Annotated in this window: 15 protein-coding genes; 9 read left to right on the top strand and 6 right to left on the bottom strand. The window is 63.6% G+C overall.

Annotated features, from left to right (window positions below):
- Position 1 precedes the first annotated feature (1 nt).
- On the top strand, positions 2-277 hold the full coding sequence (locus JQ632_RS03100) for a hypothetical protein (protein WP_212400813.1): 276 nt from the start codon (positions 2-4) through the stop codon (positions 275-277).
- 41 nt (positions 278-318) lie between these two features.
- Here JQ632_RS03100 and JQ632_RS03095 read toward each other — a convergent pair whose 3' ends face one another.
- Positions 319-1,293 (bottom strand): quinone oxidoreductase, encoded by a 975-nt coding sequence (locus tag JQ632_RS03095; RefSeq protein WP_212400812.1) that lies wholly within the window; start codon positions 1,291-1,293, stop codon positions 319-321.
- 224 nt (positions 1,294-1,517) lie between these two features.
- Here JQ632_RS03095 and JQ632_RS03090 point away from each other — a divergent pair, with 224 nt between their 5' ends.
- From JQ632_RS03090 to JQ632_RS03080, 3 genes are all read left to right on the top strand, one after another.
- Positions 1,518-1,703, top strand: coding sequence for a hypothetical protein (locus tag JQ632_RS03090; RefSeq protein WP_212400811.1), 186 nt, complete (start codon positions 1,518-1,520; stop codon positions 1,701-1,703).
- Between the two features lie 144 nt (positions 1,704-1,847).
- A complete protein-coding gene (locus tag JQ632_RS03085; protein WP_212400810.1) occupies positions 1,848-2,795 on the top strand; it encodes a MoxR family ATPase in 948 nt (315 codons plus the stop codon).
- A 5-nt stretch (positions 2,796-2,800) separates the two neighbouring features.
- The gene (locus tag JQ632_RS03080; RefSeq protein WP_212400809.1) at positions 2,801-4,174 is read left to right on the top strand and encodes a VWA domain-containing protein; all 1,374 of its coding nucleotides are present in this window, start codon (positions 2,801-2,803) and stop codon (positions 4,172-4,174) included.
- Between the two features lie 22 nt (positions 4,175-4,196).
- Here the strand turns inward: JQ632_RS03080 and JQ632_RS03075 are convergent, their stop codons facing one another.
- Entirely contained in the window at positions 4,197-4,376 is a 180-nt protein-coding gene (locus JQ632_RS03075) for a hypothetical protein (RefSeq protein WP_212400808.1), read from the bottom strand.
- A gap of 349 nt (positions 4,377-4,725) precedes the next feature.
- On the opposite strand from JQ632_RS03075, the gene JQ632_RS03070 reads away from it, so the two are divergent.
- On the top strand, positions 4,726-4,947 hold the full coding sequence (locus tag JQ632_RS03070; RefSeq protein WP_212400807.1) for a hypothetical protein: 222 nt from the start codon (positions 4,726-4,728) through the stop codon (positions 4,945-4,947).
- Between the two features lie 22 nt (positions 4,948-4,969).
- Here the strand turns inward: JQ632_RS03070 and JQ632_RS03065 are convergent, their stop codons facing one another.
- The 3 genes from JQ632_RS03065 to JQ632_RS03055 are packed head-to-tail and all read right to left on the bottom strand — an operon-like array spanning position 4,970 to position 8,940.
- Positions 4,970-6,370: an NCS2 family permease gene (locus JQ632_RS03065; protein ID WP_212400806.1), complete on the bottom strand. Its 1,401-nt coding sequence runs from the start codon at positions 6,368-6,370 to the stop codon at positions 4,970-4,972.
- A gap of 13 nt (positions 6,371-6,383) precedes the next feature.
- Entirely contained in the window at positions 6,384-8,258 is a 1,875-nt protein-coding gene (locus JQ632_RS03060) for an adenine deaminase (RefSeq protein ID WP_212400805.1), read from the bottom strand.
- 13 nt (positions 8,259-8,271) lie between these two features.
- The gene (locus JQ632_RS03055; RefSeq protein WP_212400804.1) at positions 8,272-8,940 is read right to left on the bottom strand and encodes a TetR/AcrR family transcriptional regulator; all 669 of its coding nucleotides are present in this window, start codon (positions 8,938-8,940) and stop codon (positions 8,272-8,274) included.
- A 195-nt stretch (positions 8,941-9,135) separates the two neighbouring features.
- On the opposite strand from JQ632_RS03055, the gene JQ632_RS03050 reads away from it, so the two are divergent.
- The 4 genes from JQ632_RS03050 to JQ632_RS03035 all read left to right on the top strand — a co-directional run bounded on the left by JQ632_RS03050 (position 9,136) and on the right by JQ632_RS03035 (position 13,567).
- Positions 9,136-10,254, top strand: coding sequence for a ring-opening amidohydrolase (locus JQ632_RS03050; RefSeq protein ID WP_212400803.1), 1,119 nt, complete (start codon positions 9,136-9,138; stop codon positions 10,252-10,254).
- Positions 10,255-10,343: 89 nt separating this feature from the next.
- Entirely contained in the window at positions 10,344-11,357 is a 1,014-nt protein-coding gene (locus JQ632_RS03045) for a formamidase (protein ID WP_212400802.1), read from the top strand.
- 87 nt (positions 11,358-11,444) lie between these two features.
- A complete protein-coding gene (locus JQ632_RS03040; RefSeq protein WP_212400801.1) occupies positions 11,445-12,764 on the top strand; it encodes a dicarboxylate/amino acid:cation symporter in 1,320 nt (439 codons plus the stop codon).
- A gap of 392 nt (positions 12,765-13,156) precedes the next feature.
- The gene (locus JQ632_RS03035; protein ID WP_312015555.1) at positions 13,157-13,567 is read left to right on the top strand and encodes a hypothetical protein; all 411 of its coding nucleotides are present in this window, start codon (positions 13,157-13,159) and stop codon (positions 13,565-13,567) included.
- A 35-nt stretch (positions 13,568-13,602) separates the two neighbouring features.
- Here the strand turns inward: JQ632_RS03035 and JQ632_RS03030 are convergent, their stop codons facing one another.
- Entirely contained in the window at positions 13,603-14,991 is a 1,389-nt protein-coding gene (locus JQ632_RS03030; RefSeq protein WP_212400800.1) for a hypothetical protein, read from the bottom strand.
- Positions 14,992-15,333 lie beyond the last annotated feature (342 nt).

Genomic DNA, 15,333 nt, shown 5'->3' with positions numbered 1-15,333 from the left:
AATGCAGTATTTCGTCGTGATGATCGACTATGGCCGGCGCGGACGCGAGGCGATCGTCGATCCGGAAGTGACCCGGCGGGAGGTGATTTCCCGCGTCGTCTCCGGCGAAGACCGGAACATATGCTTCATCCACGAAATCACGGACGCCGCGGTCGTCGATGCGACCGAGGACATCCTCGCCGAAGCAGCCCTCCCCGAGGTTCCGCCCGACGACGTCGATCTCCAGGCGGTGCATCTCGACCACGCACGCGACCTGCGCAAGCACGAGCGGGCGTGACGCGAGGCCTCAAGGACCTGCGTCACGGCCCCACGAAAGCGTCACACCAACAGCACCGTCGATCCCGTGGTCTTGCGCGCGGCAAGATCGGCATGCGCCTTCGCGGCGTCCTTCAGCGCATAGGTCTGGTGCACCTCGATCCTGACCGCCCCTGATTTCACGATGTCGAACAGTTCGTTGGCCATCGCAACCAGGTTCTCGCGCTTGGCCGCGTAAGTGAACAGGGTCGGCCGAGTGACGTAGAGCGAGCCCTTCTGCGCGAGCAGGCCGAGATTGAGCGGCTCCACCGCGCCGGAGGACTGGCCGAACAGCGCGGCAACGCCGAGCGGCGCAAGGCAGTCGAGTGATTTCAGGAACGTGTCCTTGCCGACTGAGTCATAGACCACGGGCACCTTCTTGCCCCCGGTGATCTCGTCGACGCGCTTCACGAAGTCTTCGCGCGTATAGACAATGACATGGTCGCAGCCATGCGCCTTGGCGAGCTTGGCCTTGTCGTCGTTGCTGACGGTGCCGATCACGGTCGCACCGAGATGCTTCGCCCACTGGCCAAGGATCAGGCCGACGCCGCCGGCCGCAGCGTGGAGCAGGATGGTGTCGCCGGCCTTTACGCGATAGGTCTGCCGGATCAGATATTGCGTCGTGAGCCCCTTCAGCATCATCGCCGCAGCGGTCTTGTCGTCGACGCCGTCGGGCAGCTTCAGGAGACGATCGGCTGGAATGAGCCGCGCCTCGGAATAGGCGCCGAGCGGCGATGCGCCGTAGGCGACGCGATCGCCCGGCTTCAGATCGGTGACGCCGGGACCGACCTCCTCGACCACGCCGGCCGCCTCGCTGCCGAGCCCGCTCGGCAGTTGCGCCGGGTAAAGGCCGGAACGATTGTAGATGTCGACGAAGTTGAGACCGACGGCGGTGTGACGGATGCGCGCTTCGCCGGGACCGGGCTTGCCGACCTCGACCTGCTCCCAGACCAGAACTTCCGGACCGCCGGTCCTGTGAAAACGGATGGCATGCGTCATGGGCGTTGCTCCCTTATTGTTGGAGTGTAGGTCGGACCACCTGGATCGCGCTGTGAAATAGGCATTTAGTCCGCCCGTTACAGTACAGATCCGTAACAAGAATGTCACAGCCAACGGCAAACGGCCGCCGTTCCGTCTCTGTTCGAAAGAGTTGATGCCCGGGCTTGCGCCGTTGGACGTAGATTCTGCGCGGGGTTGATGGTCGCCTGCGAAGGAGAGTCGAGATGCCAGCCTATGTTCAGCATCATCAGGACATCGAGATCGCGCCTGTGATTTGCCCCTCATGCATGGGGTTCTTGCCGATGTATGTGCGCGAGGTGGAGCCGCACTGGAGCCTTGCCAAGATCGACTTCGTCTACGAATGCGCCGATTGCGGCGGTGAGGTCAGGCAGACCATCCGCAAGCACTGATCGCTCGCGCGGGCTCGCCGGTATTTGCGCTCAGCGGAAATAGTCCGCGAGCGCGCAGGCCTATTCCCTCCCAAACGAGGCTTGTTCTTTGCCGGGAACGTTGGCAGAACAAGCCTCACGCAAGACCATTTGGGAGCGCCCTTCGTGGCTGATCAGAAGGCCTCGACCTCGATCGAGGCAGTGGAGAGCGGCCTCGCCGCGCAAGGCTATATCGCGAGCCGGCAGATCGCGACCGCCGTTTATTTGTCGCAGCAGATCGAGAAGCCGATCCTGGTCGAGGGCCCCGCGGGCGTCGGCAAGACCGAGCTTGCGAAGGCGATCGCCGCCTGGCGCGGCATGAAGATGATCCGCCTGCAATGCTACGAGGGGCTGGACGAGGCCAAGGCGCTCTACGAGTGGAAATACGCCAAGCAGCTTCTCTACACGCAGATCCTCAAGGACAAGCTCGGTGAAGTGCTCGGCGGCGCGCAGACGCTGCACGCGGCGCTCGACCAGCTCCACACGTTCGGTGACGTGTTCTTCTCCAAGGAATTCGTAGAGCCGCGCCCCCTGCTCCAGGCCCTGGAGCAGCCCGGCGGCTGCGTGCTGCTGATCGACGAGATCGACAAGTCGGACGCCGAATTTGAATCGCTGCTGCTGGAAATCCTGTCCGACTTTCAGGTCACGATCCCCGAGCTCGGCACCGTCTCGGCTATCGCACCGCCGACGGTGATCCTGACCTCCAACAGCGAGCGCGATCTCGGCGATGCCCTGAAGCGGCGCTGCCTGCATCTGCATATCGGCTTTCCCGAGCAGCGGCTCGAGGAACGGATCGTCGAGAGCCGCGTGCCCGGCATCTCGCAGACATTGCGCCGGCAGATGGTCGGCTTCATCCATGAGATCCGTACGCTCGACCTGAAGAAGCTGCCGTCGGTCAGCGAGACCATCGACTGGGCACGGGTGCTGGTGCTGTTGCAGGCCGGCGAGCTCGATACCGAGATCGTCAAGGACACCCTCAACGTGCTCCTGAAATACGAGGCCGACATCGAGGCGGCGCTACCCCAGGTCACCACCTTCATTGCGAAAGCGGCACGTCACAACGTCTTTGGCTGAGCGGGATGCGGGAGAATCTCCATCGCTTCTTTCGGGCTGCGCGCGGCGTCGGCGTCCGCGTCTCGCCGGCCGAGAGCATCGATGCGATGCGCGCGGTCTCGCAGGTCGGGTTTTCCGACCGCGACATTCTGCGCGACACGCTGCTGCTGACGCTGGCCAAGACGCAGGACGAGAAGCTCGCGCTTGGCGACTGCTTCGACCTGTTCTTCAGCCAGCCTGAGCCTCAGCAGGAACAGCCCGCCAACGACGACAACGCCCCCGAGGGGAACAATCAGTCCCCCTCGTCGGATGCGTCCGGCGATGCGAGCGGCAGTGAACCCGCCGAGAGCCTGGGACCGCTCGCGCAGATGTTGCTGTCACAGGACCGCAACGCTATCGCGGCGGCGCTCGCGAATGCCTCGGCGGCAGCGTCACTGTCCGACATCCGCTATTCAACCCAGCGCGGCATCTTCTCGACCCGCATCCTCGATGCGATGGGTCTGCAGCGCCTGCGCGACGACCTCGATGGCCTGACTGCGACGAACCCGTCGCTCGCCGAACGGCTCCGCGCCGCGCTCGACGGCTTGCGCGAAGCCGTGCGCGACGCGGTTTCGCAAGGGCTGGCGCTCTATGCGCGCGAAGAGGCCGAGAATTTGCGCAATGAGATCCTGCGCAACGCACCACTCGCCCGCATCGAGCCTCGGCAGGTGGAGCAGATGCGCCACCTGATCCGCCAGATCGCGCGACGCCTTCGCGAACGCTACTCGAAGCCGCGCAAGCGCCAGCGCCGCGGCCATCTCGACGTCCGCCGGACGCTCCGCCGCAACGCCGCGTGGGGCGGCATCCCCTTTCTCACGGCATGGAAGCGCAAGCATCGCGACCGGCCAAAGATCGTGGCGCTGTGCGACGTCTCCGGCTCGGTCGCAAGAGTCTCGGACTTCTTCCTGCTGTTGATCCACTCCCTGCACGAAGTGGTCGACGACGTCCGTTCCTTCGCCTTCTCCTCGCATCTGATCGAGGTCAGTGACATCCTGGAAGCGAACACGCCCGACGCCGCGATGGCCGAGATCATGTCCAAGGTCGGTTTTGGCTCATCCGACTACGGCTCCTCCCTCGACGACTTCGAGCACGAGTTCATGAGCATCCTGACGCCGCAGACCACGGTGATCGTGCTGGGTGACGCCCGCAGCAACAATCTCGATCCGCGCGCCGACATCCTCAAGCGTATCTCCGAGCGTTCGAAGCGCCTGGTCTGGCTCAATCCCGAAGGACGCCTCGCCTGGGGTTTCGGCGATTCCGAGATGCCGCGCTACGCGACGTTCTGCACCGTCGTGCGCCAATGCGCGACCGCCCAGCAGCTCGAGCGTGCCGTGTCGGATATCGTGGCGACGTATCAGTAGACGTCGGTTCTATAGCCCTCCGTCACGCGCGCAATGGAGCGTGAGCGAGATTGCATTCCCTGAAATGATGGGCGATTTCTTCGAGCGCGCGCCGCTCCCACTCTTCGGCCTGCGCGAGCCAGAAAACCCGGCGACCGGAATCCAGCGCCGCGCGTTCACGGCACAACGATTCCTGACTGCGAATTTCCACCAGCCTGTTCATGCACTCCACTCCTGCCGCGTGAAGCCATTTCCTCGCGGATGAGCGTAACAGAGTCTTGAATGGCCTGTGCGATTTTCCTGTGCACATCGCAGTGCGGAATGCGGCAGCGATCCTTCCGCGTGCGCCGCGCAATTCGCAGCGCAGCATCACATGCAAATCATCAAATGGTGATCCGTCATCGGAACGATATTCGCGCGCCAGCGATCTTAACTATTGTGGCGCAACAGACTGCGTCAATTTGTGAAGAGGCGTTCCAAACAGCTATCGAATTGCGGACTCAATGTCGTCGCATGGTTTTCACGCAGCGCCGTTAACTGGTGCGCACGATCGCCGGATATTCCGAGGCAGCATGAACGACGATGTCGACTACGATCTAACGTCCGACCAGTGGGAAGCGCTGAAGGCGCTTCGCCATCACGCCTTGCGCGATCGTCGTGTGAAGGCCTACCTGATCGAGGACCTCGCCAAGCTCGGCCTCGTTGCGGTCAGCGACGGCCTTCCACTGCTGACGCCAACCGGCCGCAAGGTGCTGGTGCGAGGGTCATGCCGGCTGCTGGATCTTGCGGCGTAGCATCTGGAAACGCCCAAGCATCCTAAAATATCTGCGCGATCACGATCGCATAGGCGACGAACACCACGCCGAGTCCCCACACCATCCCTGGGACCTGTGACCGGCGCCCGACGGTCACCTCCAGTGCGATGTAGGAGAGCGTGCCCAGCGCCATGCCGTTGATGAGGTTGTTGGTCAATACGGTGACCAGCAGGGTGAGCACGATCGGCACTGCATTGCCGAGATCGGTCATGTCGATGCGGGCAAGCCCCTGCATCATCAGGACGCCGACCAGCACCAGCGCGGGCGCGGTGGCCTGCGCCGGGATGATGACGAAGATGGGCCAGAAGAACAGCGCCAGAAAAAAGAACGCTGCGACCGTTAGCGAGGTGAGACCGGTTCGCCCGCCCGCCTGCACGCCGGTGATGGACTCGATATAGGCCGTGACGACCGACGTGCCGAGCAGTGGGCCGACGATGGATGCCGTCGCGTCGGTGGCGAACGCAGCCGTGGCATTCGGGATCGAGCCGTCGGGGCGGCGCAGATTGGCGGCCCCGGTCACGCCGATCAGCGTACCGAGAGTCGAGAAGAATTCAGCGCAAAGGAAATAGAACAGGAGCGGCAGCGCGACGACGAAATGGCTGAAGAGATAACCGATATCGAGCGCCATGAAGGTGCTCGTCGGCCAGCGCGGCCACGACATGATCGCTGAGGGCACCGAGGTGACCATCTTGCCGTTGGCGCCGGGAACGAAAAAGCCGATCAGGGTCAGCACCGCAATCGACAGGATGAGCGCCGCCGGCACCCGCCGCGCCACGAGCACCGGCGTGAGGAGGAGACCGAACAGCGTCAACAGCACCGGCGGACTGCGCAGAGATCCCATCGCGATATAGGTCGAGGGGTTCTGTACGATGAATCCGGCGCCGCGCAGCGCGATGAAGACGATCAGGGTGCCGACGGCAGCCTGAATGCCGATCTTCAGCGCTTCGGGAACGTCCTTGGCGACACGCTCGCGCAGCTTCGACAGGCTGAGGATTAGGAACAGCACGCCGGTGAAGGCGACCATGGCGAGCGCGCCCTGCCAGGGCATGCCCATCTGCTTGACGATCACATAGGTGAAGATGACGTTGGAGCCCATCGCAGGCGCAACGGCGAGCGGCAGGTTGGCCCACAGCCCCATCATGACAGAGCCGAAGATCGCAGCCAGTGCCGTGGCGCTGACGAGATCGGCGCGGTCCATTCCCGCATTGGACATGATCGCCGGGTTCACCGCGATGATATAGGCCATCGCCGCAAAGGTGGTCGCGCCGGCCATCACCTCGCGGCCGGCGCTGGTGCCGCGCTCGGTGAGGCGGAAAATGCGGTCGAGTGCGCCGACCGGGGCGTCCGATACCGAACCTGATGCAATCTCTGCGGCAGCCGCCTGCGGCGTCATCTCGGTCATCGCGGTCGCTCCTTCACCAGACTACCGGGTGCGCTTCACCCGTCTGCACATTGATGAACCCGAGCGGGGCCTGCTCGCACGGCGCCACCAGCACCCAGCTCCAGGGTGCGCAAGTCAGCGTTGCGAACATCAGGCGTTCGGGGAATCCCGGGTACCAGCGCGGCCGGAAGGTCGGCTCGTACATCCAGTCCACCTTGCGCCCCTCGGCATAGAGCGCCTGCATCTCGGCATCGAGCGCCTGCGCGGAGCGGCAGCTCATCAGCCCTCCGATCTCGAAGCGAACGGTGGCGGCGAGTTCGCCTTCGCGCACCAGCGCCCATCCACCCTGAAGTTCGACCAGCGCGTTGACGGCCTTCGCCATCGCCACGTCGGAGGAGCCGACCACCCAGATGTTGTGCTTGTCATGCGCGACCGAACAGGCGAGCGCCGTGTCCGGCGTCCGCGGCCCGCAGCCGCGCCAAAACATCTTCGCCACCTTTCCTTCGCCCGAGAAGCGGTCGACGATGGCGAATTTGGTGATGGACTCGCTCTCGTCGCGCTGCACGACACCGTCGCGCACCGGCAGTTCGAGGGTGTAGAAATCTGGATGCCAGTGGAAGGGCCGGATCACCGCGGCCTTCATCGTGGTGCAGCCTGCATCGGCCCGCAGCTCGAAATCCTCAGGCCTGATCGCGCGCTTGATATTGACGGTCTTCGTCGCCCAGTCCGGCCACTGGATCTTGGGCACCTCGCCGAGATAGCGCTCGCCTTCGGAGACCTGGGCGCCGTCGGCCCAGACTTCGGCGATACTGAGCCTGGCAACATCAGAGAGCAGCACGACGTCGCCGAAGCGTCCCGGAGCCAGGCTGCCGACGAACGGCGTGAGCCGCATGTGCCGCGCCGGATTGATGGTGAGACACTGGATCGCGATTTCCGGCGCGAGGCCCGCTTCGATCGCGACCCTTGCATTGTGGTCGCTGGCGCCGAGCTCGAGCGTATGGCTGGCGCTACGATCGTCGGTCGTGAATGCGATCTGCGACCAGTCCTGCAAACCCTTGGCAAGCAGCCATGCCACGATCTCGGGCATGGCGTAGATGCGCAACTCGACGAAGAGGCCGCGGGTGAGCTTGTCCCAGGTCTCTTCCGGCGTCTGCACCTCGTGATCGGACGCGAGGCCCGCGGCAGCAAAGGCGTTGATCTCTGGAAGATCGCGCAGGCCCGATGCGTGCCCCTCGACGACACCGCGAGCCGCGAACGTCGCCTCGATCATGCCCCAGAGTCGCTTGTAGGACGGATTGTCCGGATTCCAGACCGCTGGCCAGTCCATCACCTCGTCGAGCCCGGTGACCATCAGGCTTTCGGCCATGAAGCGTGCCTGCTCCTCACGGCCATACCAGCCGCCGCCCCATTCATAGGCTGTCGGCGGCACCGCCGATCCCGGCTGCGGAAAGATCTTCAGCGGCGATCCACGACGGCGCGCCTCGAACCAGAATTCGAGATTGCGCGGCCCGTTGACGTTGGAGAATTCGTGGCTCGCCTCGCAGGTCCAGGTATTGCCGTGCGGCAGCACCAGCGCAGCCTCCCATTCCGGCGTCAAGTGCGAGCTTTCGATGTGCTTGTGCACCTCGCCGAAGCCCGGCACCGCCGCGAGATCGGGCCGATGCACACGCTCGCCGACCTCGCCCGGGTAGCTGCCGGCAGGACCGACCCATGCGATGCGACGGCCCTTGAAGACGATCTCCTGATCCTCGCTCCAGCTCCGGCTGTGCACGTCGAGCAGCCGGCCGACCCTTAAGCTGCGATCGGCCGGACGGCGGCCGAGCGCCGTCAGCACGAGATCCTGGCGGATGCGCACCTCGTCGGCGGCGTTGATCATGAGATCGTCCGGCAGCCTGTCAGGGGATGTCATGGCCTGCTCCACTTCATGCCGGCTCCTTCGCAGCGGCGGCTCGCTTCCGCTGCGGCTTGCCGCTTTTGCCTGCCCGTTGCCTTGCCGCAGCCGCATCGCGCTTGCGAACATCATTCAGAAGCGTGGAGAGCGCCCATTCGATCGCATCGGCGATCTCCGTGCTCGACATGCCGAAATCTTCGCGCAACGCGCTCCAGGCCAGCACGTTGTTGAGGTAGCTCGCGAGCGCCTCGGCCCGGCGGACCTCCTTCGTGCTGAGATGCCTTGCCAGCGGCGCCATCGCCTTGTGGTGCTGATCGATCAGGTGCCGCCGGAAGCCCGCGCGCACGCGGCGGCCGACCCGCGTCATCGCGATGGCACGGGCGAGATGCGGATGTTGATCGAAACTCTTGCAGAGCTTGCGGAAAATGCCCGGCAGCTCGTCGGGCGATGTGAACGGGATGTAGCTGAAGACGTTGTCCTCGATCCACTCGCCGGCAGCCTCAAAGAGCTCGGCGCGGGTCTTGAAGTGGCGGTAGATCGTCCGCTCGGCGACCTTTGCGCGTTTGGCGACGGCGGCCACGGAGACCTCGTCGGCGGCCTCGTCCTCGAGCGTCTCGACGAACGCGGCCACGATGCGCTGCCGCGTCATCTCGGCATATTCGTCACGCAGGCTGGGTTCGCGTCGCTTTGCTGCCTTCATGTCATAAGTCTGACATCCGTTGATTTTCGGCGTCAAGCCGAGATTTGAGGCAAACGGCGCCGCGGTAATGGGCGTGCCGGTCCTGCACGGACGCGCCGGCGGCGCGAGATGTCCGCCGCCCTCCGCGTAACGCGCTGACCTCGGTCTGCCGGACCTGCTCTTTTCTTCGGGCGGAGAATGTGTGACAGGAACGGAATGCGCACCACAGCCGTCGACGTCTTTCGTATCGCCACCAGGGGTCCGGGGGACGTCTCGGGCCTCCTAAGCCTGATCGCATCCGGCAGGATCGATCCAAAATCGATCCTTGCGATCCTGGGCAAGACCGAGGGCAACGGCGGCGTCAACGACTTCACCCGCGAGTATGCGGTGTCGGCGCTCTGCGCCGCGCTTGCGCCACACCTCGATCTGCCCCCTGACGGCGTCGAGCAGCGCATCGCCTTCGTGATGTCCGGCGGCACGGAAGGTGTGCTGAGCCCGCACCTCACGGTCTTCACACGCCACAAGGTCGAGCACGGGGCTAAAGGCGTGTCCGGCAAGCGGCTGAGCATCGGCATGGCGCATACGCGCGATTTCCTGCCCGAGGAACTCGGACGCAGCGCGCAGATCCAGGAGACGGCAAAGGCGGTCGCAACCGCCATGGCGGATGCCGGCATTGCCGATCCGCGAGACGTACACTTCGTCCAGATCAAGTGCCCACTGCTGACAAGCGATCGCATCGAGGCGGCGGCGGCGCGCGGCAACAAGACCGCGACGACAAGCGCCTATACGTCCATGGCCCATTCGCGCGGGGCGTCGGCGCTCGGCGTGGCCGTGGCCCTCGGCGAGATCGACGGCGAGGTTCGCGATGAGGACGTGCTGCGGCGCTACGACCTGTTTTCGGCGGTGGCATCCACCTCCGCCGGTATCGAGTTGATGCACAATGTCGTCATCGTGCTCGGCAATTCGGCTTCCTCCGCGAGCGCGTTCGAGATCGGCCACGCCGTCATGCGCGACGCAGTCGACGTCTCCGCCGTGATCGAGGCCTTGAGGAGCGTGGGACTGGACGTCGGCGCTGAACCCGCGCCCGGCCGCGAGTTCGTCAACATCTTCGCCAAGGCCGAGGCGTCTCCGAGCGGCACCGTACGCGGCTTCCGTCACACCATGCTCGAGGACACCGACATCAGTTCAACGCGGCACGCGCGCGCCGCGGTCGGCGGGTTGATCGCCGGCCTCGCGGGCACCGGCGCCGTCTATGTGTCCGGCGGCGCCGAGCATCAGGGACCGGCCGGCGGAGGCCCGGTCGCTGTCATCGCGCGGCTCATGCCTGAAAGATAATCTTTTGCTCTCCGCTAAAATCGGATTTGCTTCCCGCCGAAGCTCGCGCAAGCAACGACGCTGCGCCGGAGCCAACGAGGGAGCAGCCCATGAACGGCCTTGGCGGACTGAACAAATCGCCCAACGGCGTCGTGATCGGTCTGGTGCAGTTGCAACTGCCGAACGTCGTCACCAAGGCGGACCTCGCGCGGCAGACCGAGCGCATCGTCTGGATGGTCGGCAAGGCACGGCGCAATCTCTCCACTATGGATCTCGTGGTCTTCCCCGAATATTCGCTGCACGGCCTCTCGATGGACACCAATCCCGAGATCATGTGCCGGCTCGACGGGCCTCAGGTCGCGGCCTTCAAGAAGGCCTGCATCGACAACAGGATCTGGGGCTGCTTCTCCATCATGGAGTTCAACCCGCACGGCAATCCCTACAATTCCGGCCTGATCATCGACGACCACGGCGAGATCAAGCTCTATTACCGTAAGCTTCATCCCTGGATCCCGGTCGAGCCCTGGGAGCCCGGCGACATCGGCATTCCCGTCATCGAAGGACCGAACGGCGCGAAGATCGCGCTGATCATCTGCCATGATGGCATGTTCCCGGAGATGGCGCGGGAATGCGCCTACAAGGGCGCTGAGATCATGATCCGTACTGCCGGCTACACCGCGCCGATCCGCGAGGCCTGGCGTTTCACCAATCAGGCCAACTCGTTCCAGAACCTGATGGTCACCGCAAACGTCTGCATGTGCGGCACCGACGGCTCCTTCGATTCCATGGGCGAAGGCATGATCGTGAACTTTGACGGCAGCGTGCTTGCCCACGGCACGACGGGGCGAGCCGACGAGATCATCACCGCCGAGGTGCGCCCCGATCTCGTGCGCGAGGCCCGCATCAACTGGGGCGTGGAGAACAACATCTACCAGCTCTGGCACCGCGGCTATGTCGCGGTGAAAGGCGGCGCGATGGACTGCCCCTATACGTTCATGCAGGACATGGTCGCAGGCACCTACCGTCTGCCGTGGGCGGATGAGGTCAAGATCACCGACGGCACCTCCTGCGGCTTCCCGGCGCCGAGCCGGATCTTTGGCAAGACCGCGAAGGCTGCCGAATAGGCACTTCTCGCCGCCCAACCGCGACAATCTGGCACGGTTGTTGCTCGTTTCTGACGATCGCGACGTCGTCAACAACGGGGAGCCACCATGTCGACCATCACCGCGGCCTCGGCCGCCGAGCGCAAGCCGCTCTATACCTCGCTGTTCGTCCAGGTCCTGGCGGCGCTGACCCTCGGCATCATCCTCGGCATGGTCGTGCCCGACTTCGCCATCGGCCTGAAAATCCTGAGCGACGCCTTCCTCAAGCTGATCTCGATGATCGTGGCCCCGATCGTGTTCTGCGTGGTCGTGCACGGCATTGCGGGCGCCGGCGACCTCAAGAAGGTCGGCCGCGTCGGCGTCAAGGCACTGGTCTATTTCGAAGTCATGACGACGGTGGCGCTCGTGGTCGGCCTGTTACTGGCTTTTATCTTCGGCCCCGGCCACGGCATGAACATCGATCCGTCGACGCTCGATGCAAAAGCGCTCAACACTTATGCCGACAACGCCCACAAGCTCCAAGGTGGCGGCATCGGCGCCTTCCTGCTCAACGTCATCCCCTCGACCTCGTTCGACGCGCTCTCGCGCAACGACGTGCTCCAGGTGCTGTTCTTCGCGGTCCTGTTCGGCGTCGGCCTGGCGCTGGTCGGCGGCGAGAAGGGCAAGCTCGTCACCTCGATCATCGACGCAGCCTCCACCGTGCTGTTCCGCGTCATGGGGCTGATCGTGCGGGTCGCCCCGCTCGGCGTGCTCGGCGCGGTCGCCTACACCGTCGGCAAATACGGCGTTGGCTCGCTCAAGCAGCTCGTTTCGCTGGTGATGCTGTTCTACGTCTCGGTCGGCATCTTCGTGCTCGGCGTGCTCGGCGGCGTGTTGGCCTTGGCCGGAATCAACATCCTCAAATTCCTCAGCTACCTGCGCGAAGAACTGACCATCGTGCTTGCCACCGCCTCCTCGGATGCCGTGCTGCCGCAGATCATGAAGAAGCTGGAGCGGATGGGCGTGAAGGATTCCGTGGTCGGCCTCGTCATCCCGACCGGCTATTCCTTCAACCTCGACGCCTTCTCGATCTACCTCACGCTTGCCGTCGTGTTCATCGCGCAGGCAACCAACACACCGCTGTCGTTCGGCGATCTCCTGCTGGTGCTCGGCGTCTCCCTCATCACCTCGAAGGGCGCCCATGGCGTGCCGGGCTCGGCGATCGTGATCCTGGCGGCGACGCTCAACGCGGTGCCGAGCATTCCCGCGATCGGCCTCGTGCTGGTGCTGTCGGTCGACTGGTTCATCGGCATGGCCCGCGCGGTCGGCAACCTCATCGGCAACTGCGTGGCGACCGTCGTGGTTGCGGCCTGGGAAGGTGACCTCGACCGCGCCAAGGCGGCAAAGGTGCTGGAAGGCGGTGAGCTCGTGGACGTGACGGCGGGCTAAGGCGCGATGGCATTTGGGCCCGAGCACACGGTGTTGGCAAAAAAGGGTTGAAAACAACCCCATGCACAGTAGCCGGGGTCTCAGGGGTGAGCGACTACGGATTTTACGAAATAGCTCTTGACCCGTCAGGCAACTCAGGTGTATATTGTCATCATCGCAAGGGGTGGGACGAACCTTTGCAGCAGGCGATACGCTGCCCTCCAAGTCGTGACGGCGCTTGGCTGAATCGCTCAACTCCACTCACCTCTCCCAAGGGAGAGGTCAACTTCCAACGCCGCGCCAATTCAGCCCAATCCCATCGCCGTTTGAACCAGAAAGCCCGTGACGCAACAAAACACCATGGATTTCTTTCGGTCGGAAGACCTTGATTGATCGATGGATGGAGCCGGCCTGTGGGATTTTTGCTGAGAATTGTGCTTGCAACCGCTCTCGTGAACCTTGCTCCAGCCGTCGCCCAGGCGAAGAATGCTGTTGCTTCTCCTGCCTTGCAGAAGGAATTCGATAGCTTCATCGAGAAGTTTCGCGCGGCGCTGAGGGCAAACGATTCCGTCGCCGTCGCCGGTATGACACGATTGCCGTTCATGAACGACAGCGCAATTCACGACGCCGCGCAATTTCGCGCCAAGACCTATGCGACCTTTTTCACGGCGAAAAATCGCGCGTGTATCCAGCGCGGCAAGGCCGTCTACGATCGCGATCAAGAGAAGAATGACAACTACTTCGTCTTCTGCGGCGAGACCATCTTCGTCTTTACCAAGACGCCGGCGGGGTTCCTTTTTACGGACGTCGGCGCGAATGACTGATTAGGCAACAACGCTACCATCGGGCCGCTGAGCATTTATGAGTCCGCGCGCTCGTCGTCCCAATGGAGAAGCGGCGTTCCATACGCCCTTCGCCAAACCGAGAGGAAGCGCGGAAACCAGGAGTGCGCAACCGCGCCCTTGTAGGCCCAGGTGCGATACTTCAACCCCTGTTCCGAGATCAGCTCCTGATATCCGCCGTGCACCTCGGTCGCGATGCGAATGTCCTTCAGTATCCCCTTCGCGCAGGCGCGATAGGTCTCGCGGCCTGAATGCTCGTCATAGTCCAGCATGCGATCCGCAAATTCGACGTTGAAGGTCGGCCAGGACGAGCGGCCCTGATAGGCCGGGGCTGCGATCTTGTGGATCATCTTGTTGCGCGGGTTCTCCGCCGACACCAGGAAATGGAAGGTGCCGGGGATGCGGAAGCGCGGCTCGGCAATGATCAAATCCGTGGTGCTTGCCACCAGCGCGCGTTCGCTCGGCTCGCTCAGGTCCCAAAAGCCGCGATGCACGCTGACGAAATCCAGCGCAACTTCCGACACCGGCGAACCTGCCGGGCCGTCCAGGGAATGCCTGACGTAGCCGTTCTTGCCGAACAGGCGGAGAAGCTGCTGCTTGTAGCGGACGAGATCGCACCCGAGGAGCCGCGTCAGTTCGCCCTTAGCGACAACGCCGAGCTGCACACCCCACAGAAACGTCGTGTAGACGCAGGCATTGGTGACAAAGCGCCGACGTTCGGCGCGGGTGTCCGTGGCCGCGGAACGAGGCCTGTTGACGTCGCAGAGCAGATACCTGGCGCCGTCGTCATCGAAAGGCTCGAGTTCGCTCGCGAGCTGCAGGATCGCCCGTTTGAGGTCGACACCATATTCGGCAAGCAGGAGACGACCGGCATGCGCGCATTGCGACATCGCCAGATAAGACGACGCGCGCTGGTCGGCAGAGATCATCTGCTGCAGTCCTGCAATGATGCCGAGCAACGTGTCCGAGGGGCGGGAAAAATAGTTCACGCCGAGATAGCGGGCCCGTCCGGCCGGCACGATGGTCGTCGTGACGACGTTGGCACGAACCGCCTCCAGCATCAGCCGGACGCTCTTTTCGAGCAGGCGCACACGCCGGATAGCGTCCTGCGAATCCATGATGGTCTCGGGGTCGAGAACGTCAGGATAGAACCAGGCAAAATCGCGCGGGTAGTACGCCGATGCGTGCGGCGCGCCCGTGACGAGGAAGGACTCGGTCGACGAAAACGCACTGTGCATCGAGTGCCGGTAGAGGTCCTCGATCGCCGTCGACAATTGATGCGACTGTCTCAGGAATCGGTCACTGAGAAAATTGACCGCCTGGAGAGCGTTGGCGACCCAGGTCGCAACCACCCCCTGGTAGAACCGATTGTCATCGTGCGGCGAGAACGGAATATCGCTGTTCATACAAGTTGTTGGACGAAGCTGCGCAAGCGTTGCATTGGCAGTTGGGACCCTGACTTGATTCGTATATCAGTCAGATGACAGCAATATTCAGCGCCTGCGGCCATCGCCGGCGTGCGAGGTCTAGAGCGGGATGGGAGAAGGCCGTGTACCCATAAACCCGACGGCGTGATGCGACTAAAGCAATGTCTGCTTTGCCCCTATAGCGACCGACTTCGTGCGGCAGCGCAATAGGTCGCAATGGGCCGATTTTGTTGCAGAAGTCGGCAGGATCGACGCTCTCAGCCGGGGCAGAGATCTGAAAATTTGGGCTCGCGATCTCTCGGCCGCCTGCCCGGCATGGGC

The sequence above is a fragment of the Bradyrhizobium liaoningense genome, from assembly GCF_018130955.1.
GTDB classification, from domain to species: domain Bacteria; phylum Pseudomonadota; class Alphaproteobacteria; order Rhizobiales; family Xanthobacteraceae; genus Bradyrhizobium; species Bradyrhizobium liaoningense_C.
Note: the sequence above shows the minus strand (reverse complement) of the source record. Positions and strands in the feature narration are given on the sequence as shown.

Bases quoted from the DNA above. Each gene is read 5' to 3' on its own strand.
- JQ632_RS03100 (WP_212400813.1), top strand. From the start codon at position 2: ATGCAGTATTTCGTCGTGATGATCGACTATGGCCGGCGCGGACGCGAG.
- JQ632_RS03095 (WP_212400812.1), bottom strand. From the start codon at position 1,293: ATGACGCATGCCATCCGTTTTCACAGGACCGGCGGTCCGGAAGTTCTG.
- JQ632_RS03090 (WP_212400811.1), top strand. From the start codon at position 1,518: ATGCCAGCCTATGTTCAGCATCATCAGGACATCGAGATCGCGCCTGTG.
- JQ632_RS03080 (WP_212400809.1), top strand. From the start codon at position 2,801: ATGCGGGAGAATCTCCATCGCTTCTTTCGGGCTGCGCGCGGCGTCGGC.
- JQ632_RS03075 (WP_212400808.1), bottom strand. From the start codon at position 4,376: ATGAACAGGCTGGTGGAAATTCGCAGTCAGGAATCGTTGTGCCGTGAA.
- JQ632_RS03070 (WP_212400807.1), top strand. From the start codon at position 4,726: ATGAACGACGATGTCGACTACGATCTAACGTCCGACCAGTGGGAAGCG.
- JQ632_RS03065 (WP_212400806.1), bottom strand. From the start codon at position 6,370: ATGACCGAGATGACGCCGCAGGCGGCTGCCGCAGAGATTGCATCAGGT.
- JQ632_RS03060 (WP_212400805.1), bottom strand. From the start codon at position 8,258: ATGACATCCCCTGACAGGCTGCCGGACGATCTCATGATCAACGCCGCC.
- JQ632_RS03055 (WP_212400804.1), bottom strand. From the start codon at position 8,940: ATGAAGGCAGCAAAGCGACGCGAACCCAGCCTGCGTGACGAATATGCC.
- JQ632_RS03050 (WP_212400803.1), top strand. From the start codon at position 9,136: ATGCGCACCACAGCCGTCGACGTCTTTCGTATCGCCACCAGGGGTCCG.
- JQ632_RS03045 (WP_212400802.1), top strand. From the start codon at position 10,344: ATGAACGGCCTTGGCGGACTGAACAAATCGCCCAACGGCGTCGTGATC.
- JQ632_RS03040 (WP_212400801.1), top strand. From the start codon at position 11,445: ATGTCGACCATCACCGCGGCCTCGGCCGCCGAGCGCAAGCCGCTCTAT.
- JQ632_RS03030 (WP_212400800.1), bottom strand. From the start codon at position 14,991: ATGAACAGCGATATTCCGTTCTCGCCGCACGATGACAATCGGTTCTAC.